Annotated in this window: 17 protein-coding genes; 8 read left to right on the top strand and 9 right to left on the bottom strand. The window is 42.0% G+C overall.

All coding sequences use genetic code 11. From position 1 onward, the window contains the following. Positions 1-72 precede the first annotated feature (72 nt). Positions 73-1131 (top strand): tyrosine-type recombinase/integrase, encoded by a 1059-nt coding sequence (locus F0249_RS03275; protein ID WP_171755851.1) that lies wholly within the window; start codon positions 73-75, stop codon positions 1129-1131. On the opposite strand, the gene F0249_RS03270 is transcribed toward F0249_RS03275, so the two are convergent. Then, entirely contained in the window at positions 1076-2176 is a 1101-nt protein-coding gene (locus F0249_RS03270; RefSeq protein WP_171755850.1) for a GMP reductase, read from the bottom strand. The genes F0249_RS03275 and F0249_RS03270 overlap by 56 nt on opposite strands. Positions 2177-2687: 511 nt before the next feature. Between F0249_RS03270 and F0249_RS03265 the strand changes: the two genes are divergently transcribed. Further along, a complete protein-coding gene (locus F0249_RS03265; RefSeq protein ID WP_017053588.1) occupies positions 2688-3233 on the top strand; it encodes an outer membrane beta-barrel protein in 546 nt (181 codons plus the stop codon). Between the two features lie 72 nt (positions 3234-3305). On the opposite strand, the gene F0249_RS03260 is transcribed toward F0249_RS03265, so the two are convergent. From F0249_RS03260 to F0249_RS03235, 6 genes are all read right to left on the bottom strand, one after another. Next, positions 3306-4853 carry an NAD(P)H-hydrate dehydratase gene (locus F0249_RS03260; protein WP_171755849.1) on the bottom strand — a complete coding sequence of 516 codons (1548 nt, stop codon included), beginning with the start codon at positions 4851-4853 and terminating at the stop codon, positions 3306-3308. Between the two features lie 89 nt (positions 4854-4942). Continuing rightward, positions 4943-5383: a PAS domain-containing protein gene (locus tag F0249_RS03255; RefSeq protein ID WP_017053586.1), complete on the bottom strand. Its 441-nt coding sequence runs from the start codon at positions 5381-5383 to the stop codon at positions 4943-4945. After that, positions 5383-6387 carry a response regulator gene (locus tag F0249_RS03250; RefSeq protein ID WP_017053585.1) on the bottom strand — a complete coding sequence of 335 codons (1005 nt, stop codon included), beginning with the start codon at positions 6385-6387 and terminating at the stop codon, positions 5383-5385. Before F0249_RS03250 ends, F0249_RS03255 begins: the two co-directional genes overlap by 1 nt. 169 nt (positions 6388-6556) lie before the next feature. Next, the gene (locus F0249_RS03245; protein ID WP_017053584.1) at positions 6557-6796 is read right to left on the bottom strand and encodes a hypothetical protein; all 240 of its coding nucleotides are present in this window, start codon (positions 6794-6796) and stop codon (positions 6557-6559) included. Positions 6797-6999: 203 nt separating this feature from the next. Then, positions 7000-7353, bottom strand: coding sequence for a hypothetical protein (locus F0249_RS03240; protein WP_017053583.1), 354 nt, complete (start codon positions 7351-7353; stop codon positions 7000-7002). Between the two features lie 418 nt (positions 7354-7771). Continuing rightward, positions 7772-8314: a DUF3332 domain-containing protein gene (locus tag F0249_RS03235; protein ID WP_171755848.1), complete on the bottom strand. Its 543-nt coding sequence runs from the start codon at positions 8312-8314 to the stop codon at positions 7772-7774. A gap of 410 nt (positions 8315-8724) precedes the next feature. Between F0249_RS03235 and F0249_RS03230 the strand changes: the two genes are divergently transcribed. The 3 genes from F0249_RS03230 to F0249_RS03220 all read left to right on the top strand — a co-directional run bounded on the left by F0249_RS03230 (position 8725) and on the right by F0249_RS03220 (position 12778). Beyond that, positions 8725-9960, top strand: a complete 1236-nt coding sequence (locus F0249_RS03230; RefSeq protein ID WP_171755847.1) for an OFA family MFS transporter — start codon at positions 8725-8727, stop codon at positions 9958-9960. 257 nt (positions 9961-10217) lie between these two features. Further along, a complete protein-coding gene (locus F0249_RS03225; protein WP_171755846.1) occupies positions 10218-12572 on the top strand; it encodes a fatty acid cis/trans isomerase in 2355 nt (784 codons plus the stop codon). A 23-nt stretch (positions 12573-12595) separates the two neighbouring features. Continuing rightward, the gene (locus F0249_RS03220) at positions 12596-12778 is read left to right on the top strand and encodes a hypothetical protein (protein WP_017053579.1); all 183 of its coding nucleotides are present in this window, start codon (positions 12596-12598) and stop codon (positions 12776-12778) included. A 93-nt stretch (positions 12779-12871) separates the two neighbouring features. On the opposite strand, the gene torS is transcribed toward F0249_RS03220, so the two are convergent. Further along, positions 12872-15832, bottom strand: a complete 2961-nt coding sequence (gene torS / locus F0249_RS03215; protein WP_171755845.1) for a TMAO reductase system sensor histidine kinase/response regulator TorS — start codon at positions 15830-15832, stop codon at positions 12872-12874. A 95-nt stretch (positions 15833-15927) separates the two neighbouring features. On the opposite strand from torS, the gene torT reads away from it, so the two are divergent. Both torT and F0249_RS03205 read left to right on the top strand, forming a co-directional pair. After that, entirely contained in the window at positions 15928-16968 is a 1041-nt protein-coding gene (torT, locus tag F0249_RS03210; protein ID WP_171755844.1) for a TMAO reductase system periplasmic protein TorT, read from the top strand. Positions 16969-17059: 91 nt separating this feature from the next. Then, positions 17060-17515 carry a methylglyoxal synthase gene (locus F0249_RS03205; protein WP_017053576.1) on the top strand — a complete coding sequence of 152 codons (456 nt, stop codon included), beginning with the start codon at positions 17060-17062 and terminating at the stop codon, positions 17513-17515. 213 nt (positions 17516-17728) lie between these two features. On the opposite strand, the gene helD is transcribed toward F0249_RS03205, so the two are convergent. Then, positions 17729-19798, bottom strand: coding sequence for a DNA helicase IV (helD, locus tag F0249_RS03200; RefSeq protein ID WP_171755843.1), 2070 nt, complete (start codon positions 19796-19798; stop codon positions 17729-17731). A 193-nt stretch (positions 19799-19991) separates the two neighbouring features. Between helD and yccS the strand changes: the two genes are divergently transcribed. After that, positions 19992-22145, top strand: coding sequence for a YccS family putative transporter (yccS, locus tag F0249_RS03195; protein ID WP_171755842.1), 2154 nt, complete (start codon positions 19992-19994; stop codon positions 22143-22145). Positions 22146-22301 lie beyond the last annotated feature (156 nt).

Below are 22301 nucleotides of genomic sequence, written 5' to 3'. Positions count from 1 at the left end.
TATTCACTAGTTTGTACATTGCAAATTTATTAGCATAAAATTACTGTATATAAAAACAGTCATGGTGTTTGTATGTCGATTCGAAACTTAAAAGACGGTTCCGCCAAACCTTGGCTTTGTGACTGTTACCCTAACGGGCGTAGCGGAAAGCGTATTCGAAAAAACTTTGCGACTAAAGGTGAAGCAACAGCATTCGAAAACTATAAAATGTCTAATGGTAGTATCGAAAAACCATGGCTAGATAAGCCTTCAGACTATCGCCGATTATCTGAACTGATGGACATTTGGTTTACGATGTATGGTATTAACCTTTCTAATGGCTCTGTCATTTATCAGAAATTTAATCACATGGTTCAGGCCATGAACAACCCTGTAGCTGCTACCTTCACTGCTCGAATTTATGCTGACTTTAGGCGCCAAAGAATGGCAGGCGACATCATCTTTGTTGATGATAAATGGAATAGAAAAACGGTCAGCGTTTCTACACTGAATTCAGAACTCGCTCGATTTAAAGCTGTGTTTGAGAAACTAAAAGAACTTGGTGAATGGTCAAAGCCAAATCCATTAGAAACGATTAAGCCTTTCAAGTTACAAGAAAGAACGATGGCGTATCTCACTCACGAGCAAATCGCTCTACTTCTTGATCTTGTTGCCAAACACAAACGAACAGACATGCTTAAGATTGTAAAGCTTTGCCTTTCAACTGGTGCGAGATGGAATGAAGCCGCTAAATTAACTGGCTCACAATTCAGCGAATATAAGGTGATATTTACCAACACTAAAAATAAGAAAAATCGCGCTGTACCTATCTCTAAAGAGCTTTATAACGAAATATACAAACCAACATCAGGCCGACTGTTTGAAGAGTGCTATACCCCTTTCTGCTACATTTTGAAGCAAAAGATGGGAATAGATTTGCCTAATGGCCAAGCTTCTCACGTTCTTCGCCATACTTTCGCTAGCCACTTCATGATGAACAGCGGGAATATACTTGTATTGAGGGATATTTTAGGCCATGCAGATATTAAAATGACGATGAGATATTCGCACTTTGCTCCTGATCATCTTGCTGAAGCTATAACAAAGAATCCAATATCAAACCTCGCCACAATGAATAACAATGCAATCTAACTGCATATAACAAAGTCATCATAAATCCTGTGTAGACACTTTTGAGACAAATGCTGTTTTTGAGCAAAAAATTAAGCTTTGCTGCGCCTACGTATGTGCACGTTGAACGTACGCCACCAAGGATGTCAGAAATCGTATCATGAACAGAACCACGGAACGGAAGTAAAACAGTTTTGCCTTCTGCTGCGCGGTATTTTGCAACGCCGCCAGAGTGTTTCGCCATCGCACTTTCTGAAGACATGCCGTAGAACTTCATAAAACGTTTGCCGTCTTTTTCAACAACTTCACCACCAGACTCCTCATGCCCAGCTAACATGCCACCAAGCATTACAAAGTCAGCACCACCGCCAAACGCTTTCGACACATCACCAGCACATGAACAGCCACCATCTCCGATAATCATACCGCCTAGACCATGTGCAGCATCCGCACATTCAATAATGGCAGAAAGTTGAGGGTAGCCAACGCCCGTTTTTACACGAGTCGTACAAACCGAGCCAGGGCCAATACCCACTTTTACAATGTCAGCGCCTGCAAGAATAAGCTCTTCACACATATCGCCAGTCACAACGTTTCCAGCAGAAATAGTTTTGGTTGGAAACTCAACACGCACTTTCTCAACGTACTCAACCAAATGCTCTGAATAACCATTAGCAATGTCGATACAGATGAAAGCCAGTTCATCGCTAAATGCCATTATTTCTTGAAGTTTTTTAAAATCAGCATCCGAGGTTCCAGATGAAACAAACACGTTATTGAGCGTCTGAGCATTTGAATTTTTAACAAACTCGCCCCACTGTTCTACGCTGTAGTGCTTGTGAATTGCGCTCATCACCCCATGTTCTGCGAGAGCAGCTGCCATTTCAAAAGTGGCAACAGAATCCATATTTGCAGCGATTACCGGAACTCCTGACCATTGACGACCACTATGCTTGAATGTAAAATCGCGGGTTAAATTTACTTGAGAACGGCTTTTTAGAGTTGAACGCTTAGGGCGAAACAGTACATCTTTAAAACCTAACTTAAGTTCTTGTTCGATACGCATGGTGTAATTCCTTGATTCATTAACTTATGTGTCATTCGCATTATGCGTGGTTTTGACTTTGGCAGAAGTCGTTACCATTTTTCGGACACAAAAAAACCGGAGCGTTGGCAGACGCTCCGGTTTTCAGCATTATAGGCCCTGATTTCCATTCGGCAAGTCTGATAAATGCATTTTTTTTGTGATATCATCTTAGAAATTCCAAACCTAAATACCCTTCTTACCCGGCACTTCTAGCTGTTATTAATAAAATCAATTAGTTACAACAACCTTAAAACTTACCGATTGCGCAAACCTTTGCGTGCCATCTCTATCTCTTGCTGTTTTCGCCATCAATGTTGCCGTTTATATCAAATAATGTGATCTATACTGAGTATAAATCCACGCAAAAAGTCCAAAAAATTCAACGCTAAATTCCTTAAAAGTGATCTCACCCCACTATCGGTGGAGCATTTCTTGCTATGAATTTATAAAAGGAATACTTGCTGTCAATGGCAAATCACAGGAGTTGAGAATGAAAAGACCACTAATATTGATATTTACCACGATGGTTTGTCTGCCCACTATGGCAAATGCAGCAGGAAACCGTGGTTCACTTTATACCAATGTGGGAGCGACATTAGTTTCTAACGATTCTAATCAAGAGACCGCCTACTTTATTCAAGCCGGGTATAACTATCAGATGACGAAACTATTATCTGCGGATGTGAGTTATAAAAGAGTGGAGACATTTAACTCCAGCGTGAGTGCTAATTCTGACGATTTTGTTCAAACTTACGATGCCTATGGTCTTGGGGTGCGCGTTGATCAACAAGTGGGACTTCTTGGTATTTACGGTAAAGCGGGAGGAAGTTATATCTCATCTGAAACTACTGTCTGGGATACGGTTGCAGGCGCGAAGAAAACAGAAACTGATGACAGCTTTAAACCTTATGCCAGTGCAGGAGTCAGTTTAATGTCTCCGATGGGTCTAGTACTTGATGCAGGGGTAACTTATCAATTACTTCCAAATGACGAACACGCGACCTCTTTTAACGCAGGCGCTAGATTCGCATTCTAGTTCTCTGTGGTTTAATTGCTCAGTCTCCCCGATCTCGCATCTCAATTACTGATGTGAGATCGAATACAAACGCTAGCCTTGGATGAGTGGACCATTGATAACACGACGAAGCGTTTGAAAAAGGTCACTAGCGACTAAGCCAATCTCACCATTCTCTTTGGCACAAAGATCAGCAGCACAACTATGGATAAATACACCAATTTGAGCTGCATCCGTTAGTGTAAGATTTTGCCCCAACATCGCCCCAATCACGCCAGACAATACATCCCCCATACCTGCGCTTGCCATTCCAGGATTTCCCGCGTGACAAACCCACGTTGCTTTGCCATCGCACACAATACTTCCCGCTCCTTTTAATACGACAACACCACCATATTTTTGCTGAAGATCTTGAGCCGCTTGATAACGGTTTATCTCAATGTCAGCAACCGTACAGTTTAACAACCGCGCGGCTTCTCCTGGGTGTGGCGTTATAATGCGATTTGGGTCTTGATTAGGTTCAACGGCCAGTAAATTAAGCGCATCCGCATCCAGAACTTTTTCAACTGAAGATTGCTTTATGTATTCAAACCACCTTTGGGCTTGCTCATCCTGCCCCAAACCTGGCCCTAAAACATAGGTGCTTGCCCAGTGGAGCTTGTCTGAAATGACTTTGCAGTCGCTTTCCCAACTCAGAGCCATAATTTCAGGTCGAGAAGATAAGATCGGTAAAATATTATCAGGATGCGTTAATACACTTACTAGACCCGCGCCGCTACGAATACATCCTTCAGAAGCAAGGCGGATTGCCCCTCCCATCCCAACATTTCCGCCAATCAACAATACTTTGCCGTTTAGCCCTTTATGAGCGGTGCGTCTTCTTGGCATGAGTAAGGTAGGAATTTCATCCGCGCAAGAATAGACCGCACTGGCGACATTCATTTGATTAAAACTTTCATCGACACCTAAGCCGGAGAAGTGCAACAAGCCCGTATGATCTCTTGCCGATCCCGTTACCAATCCTTGCTTAATACCTATGAAGGTTATGGTATGAGATGCAACAATCGCCAAGCCGTTCTGCTTTTGCCTTCGATTGGCTTCTTCAAGGGAGTGCGGTTGAACGTGACCAGTATCAGCATCTAGTCCTGATGGAATATCGATGGAAACAATGGGTAAGTGAGTGTGGTTAATTCTAGAAATGAGTTCAGCATAGTTAGGGCGAAGTGGTGGTTTAAACCCTGTACCGAGTAGTGCATCCACAATAAGATCACAGTCTGGTGGGATTCGGTCTTTAGCATGACAAACGGCACCATCTATTGTTAGCCAAAGCTCCAACGCTTGCTGAGCATCTTCTGTCAGCTTGTCGGATAAATCCCCAGCTTGCCAAACATGAACCTCTATTCCTGCTTGCTTTGCCAAACGCGCCACAACATATCCGTCGCCGCCATTGTTGCCTTTACCGCAACAAATGAGCCATTTTTTAGAGTGTGGGTAGTGAGAGAGAATCAATTGAAAAGCAGCCTCTCCCGCTTTTTCCATCAATTCGAACATTGTGATGTTGTTCTTTTTGGCCGCTAGAACTTCTCCTTCACGCACCTGCTTTGCCGTGTATAAAGGCTGGGAATGTAATGAGGTCTTCATTGAGCTATCCCTCCAACTCACTTAGTTAATCTCTTCGTTATTTAAGCTCTTGTTTAGGTAAAGCCAAGAACTTCGCTTGGCTTTAATCACTACTTTTTCACTTGTGATGCAATGGCCTCTGCTGTTGCATCTTGAATGGATAAAAACAGAGAGTTTATTTTTCCTGTCGGCGTTCGCATCGGGTTTAATGTCACGTTTTGATACATGAAGTTGGCCTGCTGCGTAATCGGTCTAACATTTCGACAGTGGAAAAGGTAAGGCCTCTGCTGCCAAGTAATAAAACTGCGACAACCTAGGTCATAAACAGGTTTTGTTTTTAATCGAAACCAGTCTTGCGGAATTTCAGGGAAAAGTTCGAATATCGACTTTCCAATAGCGTCATGTGCTTGTTTACCACTGTGGTGAGTCATGAACCCATTCCACACCTGAACATTATAGTCACGATCCAAGACAATTAAGCCCATATCAACATTTTGGACCATATCCACCATCCAGTGGAATTGTTCAAACTCAGCAGGAAGATTAAGCATTAAAAGTCCTCCATTAAGTAGGCTAATTTGTTATCTAATAAAGGCAATGATTCGTCCACGAACATAAACAGTAAATCACATCGAATCGATGTATCATCAATGTTATAGCTCACTTCAAAGGTCATCGTTTTATTAAATGAACCTGAAGTAGAAGCAATAACAGAATCAATTGAGATATGTTGGCCTAGAAGTACTGGAGAACTCTGGAAGAAGCGAACTTCAGACTGCTCGCCTAAACCATTTAGGAATGAGCCCACTAAAATATTAGAGACATCCATGAGTAGTTCTAATTCTTCTAGCTCTTCGCTATCTGCAGGGATCTTCATTAATTTTTTAAGATCTGCCACACTGGAGTCACTCAGTAAGACTAGCGCTTCACCCGCGATCCCTTCTCCACTGAACCCTTGGCAAATGCCAGAAACCTGATCGTTGTCCGCCAAATCCCTTAATGCCATGTGTAATTCACTCACTTCGAGGATATTTACATTTGGCAGTGGCAAGTGGACAAAAACATCAAAATGCCGTGCTAATGCATCTGCCGCACGACCAATTGAGACGTTCGCCACTTCCATATAAATATCACGTCGACGGAGAATGGGAAGATCAACACTGGTTGGTGTAATGATGCGAGGCTGCGCGACTGGCTCAACGAGTTCTTTCAGAACATCATTAAGAACAGCTTTATCAATTGGCTTTTGAATAAATGCTTTCGCACCCAAAGCTAACACTTTTGCTTTGGCTTTCGGCTGAATATCACCAGAAACCACGACCACTGGCGTCGTATTTCCGAGACGCTGTAACTCTTCTAATGTTCCAAAGCCATCCAATTCCGGCATGGTTAAATCTAAGAACATCAATTTGAAATCATTGAGTTCGAGTTGTTTTAGAGCGTCGAGACCATGAACCGCGAAGGTAATATCCGCATTTAATGATGCAGGGAGGGAGCGTGCCATCTGCTTGCGCGCAAGTGCTGAATCGTCACAGATAAGAACGGGAAATGACATTCAATCACCTTCTTCTATTAGTTCGTACAATAAATACAGTGTAACAGAACAATATAAAGTCAGGTATGTCGAATTAACCAATATAGGTTGATTCGCGTAATAAAAATAAACGTATTAACCTCTTTAATTATCTTGAATAAACAACACACTAGTACTTACCTATCGAAGATTAGTAAGAAGGCCAAAGAGTTAAAAGTAGAATACGCAATATAACTGCAAGTACGATAAAAGCCACGCCTAAACGATACCATTTATATTCGCCGATACTGAGAGGAATGCGCTTATAAAACATCGTCACCACCCCTTTCCAATCATGGCTGCGTTTGCCATATTGCATAACGCTGGTTAGTACAAACATAATACCTACAATCAACAATCCTTTTTCCGCCACAAACAGTCCAAACTCCATAGCAAATCCTTTTATTCCAATCATTGAACGTGTTAAGTCTACCCAGAGGCGTGAATAAGATCTGTAGAACTATAGTCGTAGAGTGACAGCGCTTTACCAAAAGTGATTGTATAGAAGAAAATTGATGTATAGAGGAGAGTGACAAAATAGTAGAAGTATGTAGAAACAAAAAGCCCTCTTTGCAGAAGGCTTATCGCGAGTATTTAAGCTGTGACGTTTTTGAATTTTGCAGTGATGTTATCTCGATATGTGAACCACAAATAAGTCACAATGATTGAGAAATGCAGATAAGAAAGAGCAAATACAATGGGTGACGTAATTAGATCTTCAGACATACCCCAAGCGACTCCAATGACGGTAATCGCCAGCTTAGATAGCATTCCACACATTAACAACAGAAGAGCAAGCTCAGGAAAGCGAGTGCTACGGAATGCAAACCAGTAACAGCTTCCAACAGCCAAAGACGCAATCGATAACCCTAACATGAAAGAATGTAAGTGGTCTGCAGAAGCCACCCCAGCGGAAAGCGATGTCATTAAGATTAGTAATAATTTCATGTTTATTTGCCTTACTTTTTAAGAGAAAAGCATCCTTTCATTTTTGCAAACTCATTTTGCATGACATTTTGCGTATTTTCCAACGAATTGCAAGGCTAAAAACCGCACAACAAATGCTTAAAAATCGAACAATAAAGCTCTGATTACAAATATTTAACAAACAAGATAGTAGCAAATACCATTACAACAGGCTTTTACTGATTAAATGATTGGAACAGACGGTTTTTAAACAAAAATTTAACATGTAGATTTTTCTTTAAATTACGACTGGTCAGGCATTTTGTACACCTAACTTAGCTAAAAAAAGCCAGTACAAAAATGCACCGGCTTGCTGATTAAGGTAATAACTTCCTACTAAGGATATTTCCCTCACAGATGTTCTAGATTGAATTCATTGCAGAAACGAATGTAACCAAAACTAGATCCGAGCGGTTTTGGTATACACGTCCAACTCTTGCATACTAACAAAAGTGATAAGCTCATTGTCTAAATAAAAATTGACGCCTCCAACGCTCTTTTCACCTCGGAAAATCTGTTTAGTGCCATCTTGATATGAAATATCCATTTGAAGCGTATTTTCATCTACTTTCTTCATCACAGCATCTTCAACCCACTGATTATTAACTTGAATTGGTGCTTCAGTTAATGATTTATCAAGCTGACTATTAACTTTAATTATCGCTTCTAATTTCGAGTCAACCACTGCTGGTGACTTCCCGGAAATAGGATTTTTTCCTGTCCAGAACTCAATTGAATTGAAAATAAACATATCGGCTACTGATGCGATCCCATATACAGGAGACAACAAAAGAAACACGCCTTCACGAGCGTATCTATTATCCACAAGCTGCAAGTTAAATTTTGAGACCAAGCCTGTTGTTGCCATTTGTCCCATACAACCTGTCAACGTTGATGCACTCAGCAGCATCACAGACACCAATTTCATTTTTTGCACTTTCATTTCTCTTACCAACAATAATGTTTTAACTTCAGATATTGAAGCGGGCCGGAGTTTAATGAATATAAATAGAATTGAATAGTGAAATAATCATTTATCTACAACAAGTTAACACGGACATTTTTACAACATCAGAAAAACCCAACTTTCATCATCAAAGAAAAAACATTGAGTATGAAGCCACTGCCATATCAACCTTCAATCCTCATCCCAACCAAGCAGTTAACAACTAATTATCAATTACTTTTCATTTGAAATTATTTTACATTCGCTCACAAAAAGAGATTCCAATCACACTTTTATTGGTTATAATCCGCGCTCTTTGCGACATCTATTGATAAATGCAAACTTATTTTGAGAAAAACACATTAACTAACTCTTCTTTCTATGAAAGAACCAAACTGAGAATAAAAATGAGCAAGATTGATAAAGCAATGCGTATCCTGCTAGCAGGTTTTTGTATCAACCTGTGTCTTGGCATCTTGTATGCGTGGAGCGTATTTAACAAAGCACTCGTAACCGACTTTGGATGGAGTGCGGCGGACGCATCTTCTCCTTATGCCATCGCGACCATCACTTTCTCAGTTTGTCTTTTAGTTGCAGGTATCCTTCAAGATCGCATGGGACCACGTAAGATCCTTATTCTAGGCACAACATTAACAGGCCTAGGGATGATCGCTTCTGGTTTCGCATCATCCGTTTTTGCGCTAAATATTACGTTTGGTGTGATTACCGGTGCGGGTATCGGTTTTGGTTATGCTTGTCTTGCTCCATCTGCAATGAAATGGTTCCATATCTCTAAGAAAGGCATGGTAAATGGTTTGATTGCGGCTGGTTTTGGTTTAGCGGCAGTTTACCTAGCCCCGCTAACATCAATGCTAATCTCTGAAGTGGGCATCAATACTAGCTTTATGATCCTTGGTGTTGGCGTGTTAGCGATTGCCGTTCCATTAGCGTGTACGATCAACAACCCACCAGAAGGCTACCAAGCTGAGCAACCAAAAGTAAAAGCAGGAAAAGCATCAATTGCGGTTAAAACGTCTGCTGATATGACTTGGAAAGCGATGCTAAAAACGCCTCAGTTCTACTCTCTTTGGGTAATGTACGCTTTTGCTGCCTCTGCGGGTTTAATGATCATTGGTAACATCACTAACATCGCAAGTGTTCAGGCTAACTTGCCTAATGCCGTTTACCTTGCATCAATCCTTGCGATTTTTAACTCTGGCGGTCGTGTTGCCGCGGGTATTCTTTCGGACAAAATTGGTTGCGTTCGTACTTTGATGCTTGCTTTCATCTTACAAGGCATCAACATGGTGCTGTTTGCTTCATTTGATACAGAGCTAACGTTGATTATTGGTACTGCGCTTGCTGCTGTTGGGTACGGAACATTACTTGCAGTATTCCCATCAATCACTGCTGAATACTACGGTCTGAAAAACTACGGTACAAACTACGGTGTTTTATACACGTCATGGGGTTTAGGCGGTGCAATCGGTGCTGCGATTGTAGGTTATTCAATGACTCAAAGTGATGGTTACACATTAGCGTATACCATTTCAGCAGGCATGATGGCAACCTGTGTGATTTTAGCTTTCGTGACTAAGCCGATGTCTGAAGAGAAAATTGAAGCACTTCAACAAGCTGCTTAATCTGGTTTTAAGATCGAGTTTCAAGGCCTAGCTATCAAGATCTGGCTTGCAAGATTTAGCTTTCCAGACCTGGATTTAAGATCATCGATTCGATAGAAAGGCGTATCACTAAGGGTGGTACGCCTTTTTTTTCCCATCTTAGCTCTTTATTCGTCCCCAACCCCAAGCAGATCGTCTTACTCATTGATCGTACTAAATTTGTCGCTAACTTATATATCTGCTTTAATTAGCGCATCACTTGCTAATTTCATAAGACAATGCCACTTCGTCACATTATTCTACTTTGCTTTATTACCGTGTTTTCCGGCTGTGCTGTGTATGCAGGTCTAAACTACGATCAACTATTTGGTCCTCAACAAGTCAGAGATCGTCAAGCACCTCTTCAATCTCCTCAGGCGCACTTCTTTTTAGACGAAGTAAAGCCCATCCTAGATAAGCGATGCGTTGTTTGTCATGCCTGCTACGATGCCCCTTGCCAACTCAAAATGTCCTCCGTTGAAGGGATTGATCGTGGCGCGTCTAAAGAAAAGATTTATCAAGGCACACGCTTAACGGCTTCAAAGCCGACACGTTTATTTGAAGATGCTCAATTGACGCAAGAGTGGCGTGACAGTGGCTTTCACCCAGTACTAAATGAGAGAGTTCAAAACCCTACAGCCAACCTCGATGCCGGACTAGTGGCTCGTTTACTCAGCCAAAAAGAGAACCACCCTTTACCACAGCAAGTTCAACTCGAAGGCTTTGATTTTTCAACCGACAGAGATCAACAGTGTCCAACCATTGAAGAGTATGCTCAATACGAACAGGATTACCCAACTTGGGGGATGCCTTATGGTATGCCAAACCTCGAAGCATCCGATTATAAAACTCTGATGGCGTGGTTAGAGAACGGAGCTATCATGAATGAGCATATTCCGTTGTCTATGGATGAACAGTCCAAAATTGCCCAATACGAAGTTCTCCTCAACAACAGCTCACGTAAAAGCCAGTTAACTGCTCGTTACTTATATGAACACCTCTTTTTATTCCATCTCTATTTCTCTGAGTTACCCAGTCATCCACGTTTCTTTACTTTAGTACGTTCAGAAACACCACCCGGAGAGCCTGTAAAAAGAATTGCGACTCGTCGCCCTTATGATGATCCTAACGTCGATCGTGTCTACTACCGCTTGATCCCGGAACAAGGGACAATCGTTGATAAAACACACATGCCATATGCACTGAACAGTGATCGAATCGGGAAATGGAAAGAGTGGTTTATTGATGCTGACTATGACGTAGAGCAATTACCGAGTTATCACGTCGAAGTCGCAGCGAACCCAATGACAAGTTTCCATAGTTTGCCAGTAATCGCGAGATTTAACTTTTTGGTCGACAACGCGCAAAACACCATCATGGCTTTCATTAAAGGTCCGGTATGTCGTGGGCAGCTCGCTCTCAATGTAATTAACGATCGATTTTGGGTATTTTTTGTCGATCCGCAAAAAGCGAATTTACCTGAAATCAACGATTTTTATTACTCCCAAGAGCAAAACCTAAAACTGCCTGGTGAATTAGAAAGTAACACGCTTCCACTCACGAATTGGGTGAAATACGCTCGTCAACAAGCCCGTTATCTTGATGGAAAGTCAGAATTTACTAATCAGTGGTTTAAAGGTGCTGACTACCTCAACACCTCTATTCTATGGAATGGTGAACAACGTAACCCTAATGCCGCACTGACAGTATTCCGCCACTTTGATAGCGCCTCTGTTGTCCAAGGCCTTGTTGGCGACAAACCCAAAACAGCATGGGTTCTTGACTATGCCCTACTCGAAAGAATTCACTACTTATTAGTCGCGGGGTTTGATGTTTATGGTAATTTCGGCCACCAGCTGATCACTCGTATGTACATGGATTTCTTACGTCTTGAAGGAGAGAGTAACTTCTTAACCCTGCTGCCTAAAGATGTACGCCATCAAGAACAATTCAGTTGGTATCAGAACCAGAGCGCTCAATTGAGTGATTTTTTGCAGCGTAATATCAGACCATTTGAGCAGGAAAGTAGCGAAATTTACAAAACTGACGATCCAAAATCAGAACTTTACGATAAAATCGTAAACCACTTAAAACCAGTTCTGAATGATCGCTATGATATTGTCGATACAGGGTTTACCTCTAGTAATGAAGCCCAACTTCAATCGATCGACAAAATCAAAGGCGCTGGGCTTCTCCCCTTGCCACAGATCACGATGTTGATGATTACATCCGATGGTGGAGATGATCAATTATTCACTCTGTTACGCAATAATGCTCATCAAAATATTTCTAGCTTATTCGATGAAAAAAGTAACCGCGATCCTAAGCATGACTCTCTTACATTGGTTCGTGGGGTTATTGGGAGTTATCCTGCGGCTTTCTGGTCATTAGAAGAGTCTCAAATCCCTGAGTTAGTAAAAAGACTAAAAAATCTCAAATCTGAGCAAGACTACATTAAGTTATTGGATCGTTTTGCAATTCGAAGAAGCTCAGATAAATTTTGGCCCTTCAGCGACAGAGTCCATGCTTGGTATAAGCAGAATCAACCTACTGAATATGGATTGTTGGACTACAATAGGTTTGAGAATCGGTAGTACTGTCGCTATAGGAGGCTCCTATGAGTATCAGAGATAATATCGAAGCTCTTGAACAGCAAATTTACGTTGCATGTTCAGAAGGCGATTATGATGCGTTAAATATGTTAGAGAATCAGTTAGAGCTGTTACGCGGAAAAGCTGAGCACCCTTTTGATGATGACCCAAATGCATTAGATCTAGGAAGCCGCTTTGAAAACAATTAGTAACAGAACGGATAGCTAACAAACCATCGCATCAATACTAAAAATCCTCTGTTGATACAGAGGATTTTTGTTTTTACCGTCTAGAACTTTTATCTAGCCGATTGTTGTATTTAACGCTTCAATTGATTGCTCAACCAAATTCGCCAGTGTTTCATGATCTTTCCGGTATGCCACCAAAGGCTCACCTGCACTTTCAATCAACATACACGCATGAAATAACCGTTTTAAACCTAAGCTGCCTGCGGACCCTTTTAATTTATGCGCGAGCGACTTCACTTCAAGATAATCATCCGCGTTGTCCGCAACTTGTAGGCTCACTAGTACGTCTCGGCTACTGGTTACAAACAGCCCTACGATTTCACGCATTTTATCTCGGCCTAGAATAGACATGTCCCCTTCAATGACCGTAACATCTATCACTCTTATCTCATTTGGTGTAATTTTTTCATCTGAAGAACTGACACTCTCATGCATAGTGCAATCATCCCTATTTAACGAATCAACACCCTCTTCATCTAGTTGAGGTAATACTAACGATTTCCCATCGAGAGTACTTTGAATGAGGGCTGCCAATGCATCCTTATCAAGTGGTTTAGGTAAGTAGCCATCAAACCCACTTGATAAATAGCTCTCAACTTCTTCATTGAAAACATGGGCAGATACCGCCACCATTGGCGTTGGATGAGCCTGTAATGTGATCTCTTTATTTTTCTCTATCGCCTTCAAACTGCCCAGAAGATCAACGCCATTGCAATCGGGTAAGTTAATATCCAACAACGCGATATCAAAATGCTGCGATTCAAAGATTTGCTCAGCTTCGGCTCCGGTTTCCGCAGTCACTACTTCATGCCCTAAATTCGATAAGAACCCTTCGGCAACCAGGCAGTTCACAGGGTTATCTTCTACCAGTAAGACTTTCGCTTTAATCACCGTATTCAAACTCGTCACTGATGGGATATCCACCTTTTCTCCGGGTTGAAGCTCTAAACTAAACCAGAAGCGACTCCCCTCTCCAACGTTTGACTCTAAATGCAACTCCGCATCCATCGCCTCAATAATTCGTTTACTGATGGCTAGGCCTAATCCTGTTCCCCCAGTCGAATTAATCCCACCACTAGCCTGAGTAAATGGGTCGAATAAGTTTCTTTGTTCTTCTGGGCCAATACCAATACCAGAATCGCTCACTTCAAACATCACTCGCTTGTCGTTATCAACATCCATACTCACATAGATATCAACTTCACCGCGTTCCGTAAATTTAATCGCATTACCCACAAGGTTATTGAGAACTTGGCTGATGCGAGTTACGTCTCCTCTCCAATATTTTGCAACATCACTTTCAATATGCTGATAGAAAGCAAGATGCTTCTCTTGCGCTCGGCTTTGCATTAGCTGAAAGGCATCATCAACCATATGGTGTAAGTTGAATGAGGATTCACGAATTTCAAGGTGACCCGCCTCAATTTTTGAGTAGTCCAATATATCATTCAAAATAGCGAGTAAGTTTTTACCGCTACGGTTAATAATATCGACGTACTGCCCCTGCAATGGATCTAAGCCACTGTCTTTAAGTAAGTGGGCCGTCCCGAGTACCCCATTCATTGGTGTTCGGATTTCATGACTCATTGTCGCGAGGAATGCAGATTTGGCGCGACTGGCTTGTTCCGCTAAAGAGCGAGCTTTCGCATGGTTCAAAACTTCTACATTGAGTCGTTGGTTCGTTTTCTGCAGTTGATGAGTTCTGTCAGTAACAAGCTCTTCAAGGTGTTCCTTGTGTTCCTCTAAATCTCGCTTCGCTTGTGCCTCTCCTTCTGCTACTACCTGCAAGGCTTGAGCGGTATTTCTAGCAGTAACGATGGCTTGTCCCATATGCGCAAGTTCATCATTTCCTTTGACATGGATCGTGACATCTAAATGCCCCTGAGCAATAGAAAGTAGAGCAGATGAGTATTCTGTTAGACGTTTCACTACCGAGATGTACACCACCTTCCAGACGATGATCACGGCAATGATTAAACCAATGATCGAGATTAAACTCAGAGAAAGCTGCGCGTAATTGAGGGTTTTTGTTAATTCTTCTACCGCTTTTGTGGTGGTCAGGTTCGATTCATCAACTAAGCTGTTTACAGTGTTGTTCAACTCACTGAAAAGGCTCAATGTATTTTGCATTAAGAACTGAGACTGCTGCTCGTTCTCATACTTTTCCATCAAGATATCAAATACCACCTGGCGCTTACCCAAATCGACTAATAGTGCAGTCATCTGCTTGGATCGCGTCGGATCTTCCACTGCACGAACGCGCCGCATCATAATTTTTAGGTTATCTTGGAATTCACTCTGAATAATCTGGATACGTTCAATATTCGTAACGGTACGTGCTTCTTCTATCTGATTGAGCATTTTAAAAGCTAACAAATGCAGTTCATGTAAGCGTTCTGATAAATCGAGGTCAACTTCAACTAATGCATCAAGTGCTTGGTATACCTTCTCAGTCTGTTTATTCTCTAATAAGTCATAGATATGAGTGACATTCGCCACCGCAATAGTACTGGTATTCAATACCTGCGTTCGAGTCAACTGTTCTAACTCGGCACTGAGCTTACGCATCTCTTCCACTCGGATATGCAATTCACCACTCAACCACAGCTTCTTCTCTACGGTAATACCGAGTTCTGCTAACGTATTGATGACGCTTTCAACGTTATTTTCGAGTCGAGTCAATAAACCAGAATCAAAAGAATCCGACCCAAGGGCTTTAATATGTGTAAGAAGGGATTCAAGTTGCTCAAACAGCATTTTCCCAGACGCTTTACGCTCCTGTTCATTTTTGGCATTTGACAGAGTTTGAACCGATGAGATGATCCTAGAACTCAGCTCAGAAACTTGCCTCGCTTCTATCATTGCCGGAATGGCAGAGTCCACGACATTTCTTTCCGTTTTCGCCACAAACGAAAAACCTGAAGCGCCAATGAGTGCAGAAAGTAATACCAGCAAAGCCATGATCAAAAATGAGAACAATAACTTACGGCCGATACTCGCGGTTGCTAACAACATAAAATGATAACCTTTGAGAACATGCTTCTTAACCGAACGATAATACGTTATATTTTGCAGTGTTTATCCAATCAATGCCAATGAACTATTATTCCATGCCTAGACCTAAGTCACTTTCAGCAACATTAGTACGTCTCGCAGCCACCATCAGTCTGGTAAGCATGCCAATTTCGACTGTTTTTGCTGAACCGTCAAAGACGCAAAAAGTTAACACTCCAGCACCAAAAATATGCGCGATTTACCCGCACTTAAAAGATTCATATTGGTTATCTGTTAACTACGGAATGGTTTCTGAAGCACGAAAACAGCATGTGGAATTACGAGTTCTAGAAGCAGGTGGTTACCCAAACAAGATTAAGCAACAGCAGCAACTTTCGCTGTGCACTCGCTGGGGTGCAGACGCCATCATTCTTGGAACCGTGTCACCTGATGCTTTTTCTAATAATTTAAGTGAATTTGTGGGCTCAACACCGGTTTTTGCCACGGTGAATAAATTGGTACTCAATGACAAGCAGAGTGATTTACTAAAAGGCGTCGTGGGCGTTGACTGGTACTGGATGGGCTTTGAAGCAGGCCAGTACTTAGCCAATGCGCATCCTAAAGGGAGTGGTGTTACCGATATTGCCTTCCTACCTGGGCCAAAAACAAGCGGCGGAACAAAACCCGCAACTGTCGGCTTTTATGATGCAATCAAAGGAAGCGATATAAATATCGTGGTGAGCTATTGGGCTGACAACGACAAAGAATTGCAGCGAAACCTTGTTCAAAAAGTCATTGATACCCCAAATGTTCAATACATAGTGGGAAGTGCAGTTGCCATTGAAGCCGCAGTCAGTGAATTACGAGCTGCTGAAAAAACGGATGACATTAAATTAGTCTCCACTTACTTAAGTCATGGCGTTTACCGCGGCTTACTCCGAAATCGTGTAGAGTTTGCACCGACCGATCAAATGGTCCAACAAGGCCGCTTATCAATGAGACAAGTTATTCACTACCTAAACGATGAAAAGTACGCTTTTGATAGTGCTCCGAGCATTGAACCTCTCACACCAAAAACGTTACAGCGCAAAGTAATTGAAAATTCTTTATCTCCATCAGAATACAGGCCTACTTTTAGCATAAAAGAGATTGAATAATTCAAGTGACCTATGTTTTAGTATCAACCGTTTATAATTCTAACAAGACTCAGCACAGACTGTTGATATTACTATATTAGGGAATACTTACATGCAAAAAACGACTCGTACTATGCCTGCGCATAAACATGTCGCTCTTGTGGCTCATGATCACTACAAACCTGAATTATTAAAATGGGTTGTTGAAAACAAAGAAAAGCTTCAAAGTCATTTCTTATACGCGACTGGCACGACGGGTACCATGCTAAGCAAAGAAACCGGTTTAGCCATTAAGAGTATGATGAGCGGGCCAATGGGGGGCGATCAACAATTAGGCGCTCTTATCGCAGAAGGAAAAATCGACATGATGATTTTCTTCTGGGATCCACTCAATGCCGTACCTCATGATCCGGATGTAAAAGCTTTACTACGTATTGCCAGCGTGTGGAATATCCCTGTTGCCACAAACCGCGCAACGGCAAAATTCTTATTTGAGTCTAAACTGCTCGAAGAGGAAGTGGTCATCGAGATCCCGGACTACGAAAACTACTTAGCAGATAGAACTTAATTAATCTGATTCGTCAGATGGTTAAGTCGTCGTAAAAACGCCTTCTTTTTGATCTTCAATCTTTATTCTAATCGTAAAAAGAAAATCATGCAGAAGGCGATATCTTGAACTTAATCTGTGAATTTCGAGCTTTGATTCTGTCTTTAGCTTTTAGCTTTTAGCTTTTAGCTTTTAAAAATACTGACTCTTCACTTCAAAATTCAGCCCGTTTCGTTATTTCTTTCTTATCACTGGCCAATCACCAGAATTCAACTCTTGAACAAAGCCTGAACCATCACCGCTATGGGTGATCCATACTTTATGCCTAGCACGAGTCATTGCGACATAGAATAACCTTCGCTCTTCGGCATATGGAAAGAGATCATCAGATTGAGACAACGCCCCATCAAGATGTAACTGTTTTTTCTTCGCAGGGAGTTGCCCTTCATCAACACATAGGATAATGACGAAATCCGCCTCTTTTCCCTTACTGCCATGGCAGGTCATAAATTGAATTTCAAGCTCTGTAAACTGCTTCTTCCAATCCATGAGTAGTGTCGGGCTGTGGTAATGATTTCGCCCAAGCAGTAAAACACTCGGTCTGTTCTTCGCAGACTTAGCGATACCCTCTAAGATTTTTTCAACACTAGCACTTGGAGCTGTCACCACGGCTTTCTGCTTTTGCTGCTTAAAACTATTGAGATCTTTTGGTATCTGACGTGGGTTAGCTTGTATAAAACGGTTGGCTACCTCACCGATCTTGCTATTAAACCTATAGGTCATATCAAGGTTGTGTACGGTTGAGTTTGGAAAACGTTTCTCAAAATCTGTCGTTAAATCAACATCTGCCCCTGCAAATTGATAAATTGACTGCCAATCATCCCCCACCGCATATAGAGAAGTGCTGTAAGCTTGTTTATCTTGCTCGCACAAGGCTTGAATGAGAGCCAGTCTATCTGGTGAAATATCTTGGTATTCATCAATCATGATAAACTTCCACGCTCCTTGAAAACGTCCTTTTTCAACGTATTTCGTAGCACGGCTGATCATCAATGGGAAATCGATCTGATTCTGTTCTTTTAACATCTGTTGCCACGCTTGAACGCAAGGCCAGCAAAGCGCGAGCTCGCTATTGAGCCTTGAATATTCAGGGTGCGCAACCAAGTCCTGCTGAATGTCTTTCTTTGACAGCCCTGATGCGCAGAGCTTTTCTAACTGAGTTTCTAACCAGTTAATTAGTTTAGGATCTTCAACGTGACTGCCTAATTCATCATCCCCGGTCAAATACGCAATAGGCCATTTAGACAGATGCTTTTGCCAGCGTTTAAAGCTCGTTGGAGTCATCCAATGTTTTTTAAGCCAATCAATACACCACGCTTGCTTAAGCTTGCTATCCAATGCAATCGGAGAGATCACGACATTGTTACCTTCAACATGTTTAAGGATGCTTAATCCTAGTTGATGGAAGGTATTGACTTGAACTTGCTCTGCTGACATGCCAATTTTTGAATCCAGACGCTGTTTCATTTCAGCAGCGGCATCTCGCCCAAACGCCAGCATTAAGATTTGATCCGCTTGTGCTTGATGACTCTGCATTAAGTACGCAACGCGAGCCGTTAATACACTCGTTTTACCAGACCCAGCCCCCGCCAAAACAAGGTTATGGTCATCATTGAGAAGCACGGCATGTTGCTGAGAGGCGTTAAGAGGTGAAGATTCACATTGGGAGAATAAAACTTCCCAATTCTTTTTCTCGTTCTCAATCCAACCCTTATTACGGCCAGATAATGTTGATGATGGATCTTTAAGCCAAAATTGCAGGCGTGATACACGTTTCGGTAAACGCAAAGCCGCTTCATCTATACTCATGCTCATTTGAGAAAAATCATGATTCACTTGAGTAACCCAAGCATTCACTTGAGAATGTTGGAGAAATGCAGGCTGTTTTTCTAATTGATCTAGCGTCGCTTCCCACTGTGGTAGATATTCAGCCAGCTGAGAACATTGATGATTGTGCCACTGCTGATAAGTGGCTACCGCATGGCGGGCAAAGTTGCGGCACAGCGCCCAAGGAAGCCCTTGAACAACCCAACTTTTTGTTTGACCATTTTCTTCATGCGCAAAAAATTGTAACGATCCCCAAATCAAACCTCGATGTAACCCTACTCTACCATCCCAAACGGTGAAGGGTATTCGCTCTTCACTACCAGAAGACGAAAGGAGTAAACGATTATCATCAAGTTCGACCTGATAATATTCGTTTTGAATAAAAAACTGTGCAGTCTTATTTGCGCTTAGCTGCATGAATAAATGCTCATTAAAATTTCATTCAGCGATTTTATACTAATCAGGCATTGTATTGAAAAATTTATGTCAATATTTGATAAGGTGAATTTATAATCGATCAGGAATATTTATTAACTTATATTCTAATTACATCAGAACCTTGCGTGTCTATTCTGCTAGTATAATGTTTTTGGTTTTTATCTGAGTTATTGTGAAGTTACCAGTCAAATTACGCCTATATTGGGCAAATAAAACAATCAATTACAGCATTCTGATTCTTATCACTCTCATGGGGGTGGTTTTACCTGCTTGGTATTATGAGCAGCATACCTTGATCACCCCTCTGATCTTAGGTGTGATTGCCGCAGCACTGGCTGAAAGTGAAGACAATTTCTCTGGTCGAGTAAAAGCCATAACCCTTACCTTTATCTGTTTTGCGATAGCGGCATTCTCAATAGAGATACTCTTTAATACACCTTGGTTATTTGCTATCGGGCTTTTCCTCTCGACGTTCGGCTTTATTATGCTCGGAGCTATTGGCCCTCGTTATGCCAGTATTGCCTTTGGCTCTTTATTGATCGCGATTTATACCATGCTTGGCGCGCATGAAAGCACCAACTTGTGGTTCCAGCCCTTATTACTATTAAGCGGCACGGCATGGTACTTTTTCATGTCGATGATCTGGCATATTTTCTGGCCTATGCAGCCCGTTCAACAAAATTTAGCCAATGTATTTCTTGAAGTGGCTAACTACCTAGAATCCAAGGCTAAATTGTTTCACCCTGTGACCGATTTAACGCCGCAGCCTTTACGCATCAATGAAGCCAGACTCAATGCGAGCACGGTAACCGCCCTAAACAACTGTAAAGCCACTCTATTGGCTCGATCTAAACGTGGGCATATAGACAGCGCCAGTGACCGTTTTTTGAATGTTTACTTCCTAGCGCAAGATATCCATGAGCGAGTGAGTTCAAGCCACTATCGCTATCAAGAACTGGCACAACACTTTGGACGATCGGATGTGCTTTTTCGATTTAAATACCTACTAGAGACACAAGCACAATCTTGTCGAAAGGTGGCGGAATCGATTCGTTTGGGTAATGAATACCAGCATGCCTCGGATTCAACATTGGCGCTAGATGAGCTTCAAAGCTCCCTAAACAACCTAAAAGAGCAGCAACGCCCTGAATGTCGAGCGCTTCTTGCCCAACTTGGCTATCTATTTACTAACCTTTCTACTGTAGAAAAACAACTTTCCAACGTAAGTAACCCCGACGTCACTATCATTGATGACGGCACGCTTGATGACACCGACCCACGCACCATAAAAACAATGTGGCAAAAAGTTAAAGCGAACCTCAATAAAGACTCACTGCTATTTCGACATGCCATCCGCATGGCCCTCGCGCTTACTGCAGGTTACGGCATCATTCAAGGGTTTGATATTGAACGCGGCTATTGGATCCTACTTACCACGCTGTTTGTTTGCCAGCCAAACTACAGTGCGACCAAGCAAAAACTTATTGCTCGTGTAATTGGAACATTGGCAGGTTTGCTTGTTGGTGTCCCACTGTTAACCCTCTTCCCATCTCAAGAGAGTCAGCTATTTTTCATTGTTATCTCAGGCATTATGTTTTTTGCCTTCAGAATGAACAATTACAGCTTTGCCACCGGGTTCATTACGGTTCTCGTACTATTTTGCTTTAACCAACTCGGTGAAGGCTATGCCGTGGTATTGCCTCGTTTAGCCGATACTTTAGTGGGCTGTGCTCTGGCTGTTTTAGCATTGATGTTAATTTTGCCAGACTGGGAATCAAAGCGACTTCATAAAGTGATGGCGGATTCTATACAATCGAACCAACACTATCTTGCTCAGATCATTGGCCAGTATAGAATAGGTAAGAAAGACACTCTAAATTACAGGATCTCCCGCCGCTCAGCGCACAACCATGATGCTAACCTAACTTCTGCAATCAGCAATATGCTGGCAGAACCGGGAAAATATCGTGCAGCGGTCAATGAAAGCTTCCGATTCTTAACATTAAACCACGCCTTGCTGAGCTATATTTCAGCGTTAGGCGCTCATAGAACACAACTGGATGACCAAGCCACGCATCAATTGATCTTAGATGCACACCGTGTGATCCATCAACATCTAGAAGCAATACATCACCAACTTTATGAGCATAAAACAGAGTGCGATATTGATAGCTTCGGCCAAGGAGACCTTCTTGCACGCTTAAGTGAATGGAGAGAAGAAGATGACAGTTCAGTTAGAATGGTGCTTCAACAACTTCATTTGATATATCGAATGCTTCCAGAATTGCACTCATTGGCCAGTAAGTTTGCCGTGCGCACTTTATGATTTCGGCACTTGATGATCTTTAACGCTTTATGATCTTTAACAGAAGCATTAAGCAAACAAAACCAATCACCTATCATGCAGCGGCCAATCTATAGTGCCGCTGTTTGCTTGCCCCTAAGTCCCCCTGATAAAAAATGTCATCGCAGATTAAAATAT

Origin of the sequence: Vibrio sp. 03-59-1 (genome assembly GCF_013114135.1) — a bacterium.
GTDB lineage: Bacteria > Pseudomonadota > Gammaproteobacteria > Enterobacterales > Vibrionaceae > Vibrio > Vibrio cortegadensis.
This window is presented reverse-complemented; position numbering and strand designations above follow the sequence as displayed.

What these genes read in the sequence shown, in the direction of transcription:
- F0249_RS03275 (WP_171755851.1), top strand. Translation starts at nt 73, where the DNA reads ATGTCGATTCGAAACTTAAAAGACGGTTCCGCCAAACCTTGGCTTTGT.
- F0249_RS03270 (WP_171755850.1), bottom strand. Translation starts at nt 2,176, where the DNA reads ATGCGTATCGAACAAGAACTTAAGTTAGGTTTTAAAGATGTACTGTTT.
- F0249_RS03265 (WP_017053588.1), top strand. Translation starts at nt 2,688, where the DNA reads ATGAAAAGACCACTAATATTGATATTTACCACGATGGTTTGTCTGCCC.
- F0249_RS03260 (WP_171755849.1), bottom strand. Translation starts at nt 4,853, where the DNA reads ATGAAGACCTCATTACATTCCCAGCCTTTATACACGGCAAAGCAGGTG.
- F0249_RS03255 (WP_017053586.1), bottom strand. Translation starts at nt 5,383, where the DNA reads ATGCTTAATCTTCCTGCTGAGTTTGAACAATTCCACTGGATGGTGGAT.
- F0249_RS03250 (WP_017053585.1), bottom strand. Translation starts at nt 6,387, where the DNA reads ATGTCATTTCCCGTTCTTATCTGTGACGATTCAGCACTTGCGCGCAAG.
- F0249_RS03245 (WP_017053584.1), bottom strand. Translation starts at nt 6,796, where the DNA reads ATGGAGTTTGGACTGTTTGTGGCGGAAAAAGGATTGTTGATTGTAGGT.
- F0249_RS03240 (WP_017053583.1), bottom strand. Translation starts at nt 7,353, where the DNA reads ATGAAATTATTACTAATCTTAATGACATCGCTTTCCGCTGGGGTGGCT.
- F0249_RS03235 (WP_171755848.1), bottom strand. Translation starts at nt 8,314, where the DNA reads ATGAAAGTGCAAAAAATGAAATTGGTGTCTGTGATGCTGCTGAGTGCA.
- F0249_RS03230 (WP_171755847.1), top strand. Translation starts at nt 8,725, where the DNA reads ATGAGCAAGATTGATAAAGCAATGCGTATCCTGCTAGCAGGTTTTTGT.
- F0249_RS03225 (WP_171755846.1), top strand. Translation starts at nt 10,218, where the DNA reads ATGCCACTTCGTCACATTATTCTACTTTGCTTTATTACCGTGTTTTCC.
- F0249_RS03220 (WP_017053579.1), top strand. Translation starts at nt 12,596, where the DNA reads ATGAGTATCAGAGATAATATCGAAGCTCTTGAACAGCAAATTTACGTT.
- torS (WP_171755845.1), bottom strand. Translation starts at nt 15,832, where the DNA reads ATGTTGTTAGCAACCGCGAGTATCGGCCGTAAGTTATTGTTCTCATTT.
- torT (WP_171755844.1), top strand. Translation starts at nt 15,928, where the DNA reads ATGCCTAGACCTAAGTCACTTTCAGCAACATTAGTACGTCTCGCAGCC.
- F0249_RS03205 (WP_017053576.1), top strand. Translation starts at nt 17,060, where the DNA reads ATGCAAAAAACGACTCGTACTATGCCTGCGCATAAACATGTCGCTCTT.
- helD (WP_171755843.1), bottom strand. Translation starts at nt 19,798, where the DNA reads ATGCAGCTAAGCGCAAATAAGACTGCACAGTTTTTTATTCAAAACGAA.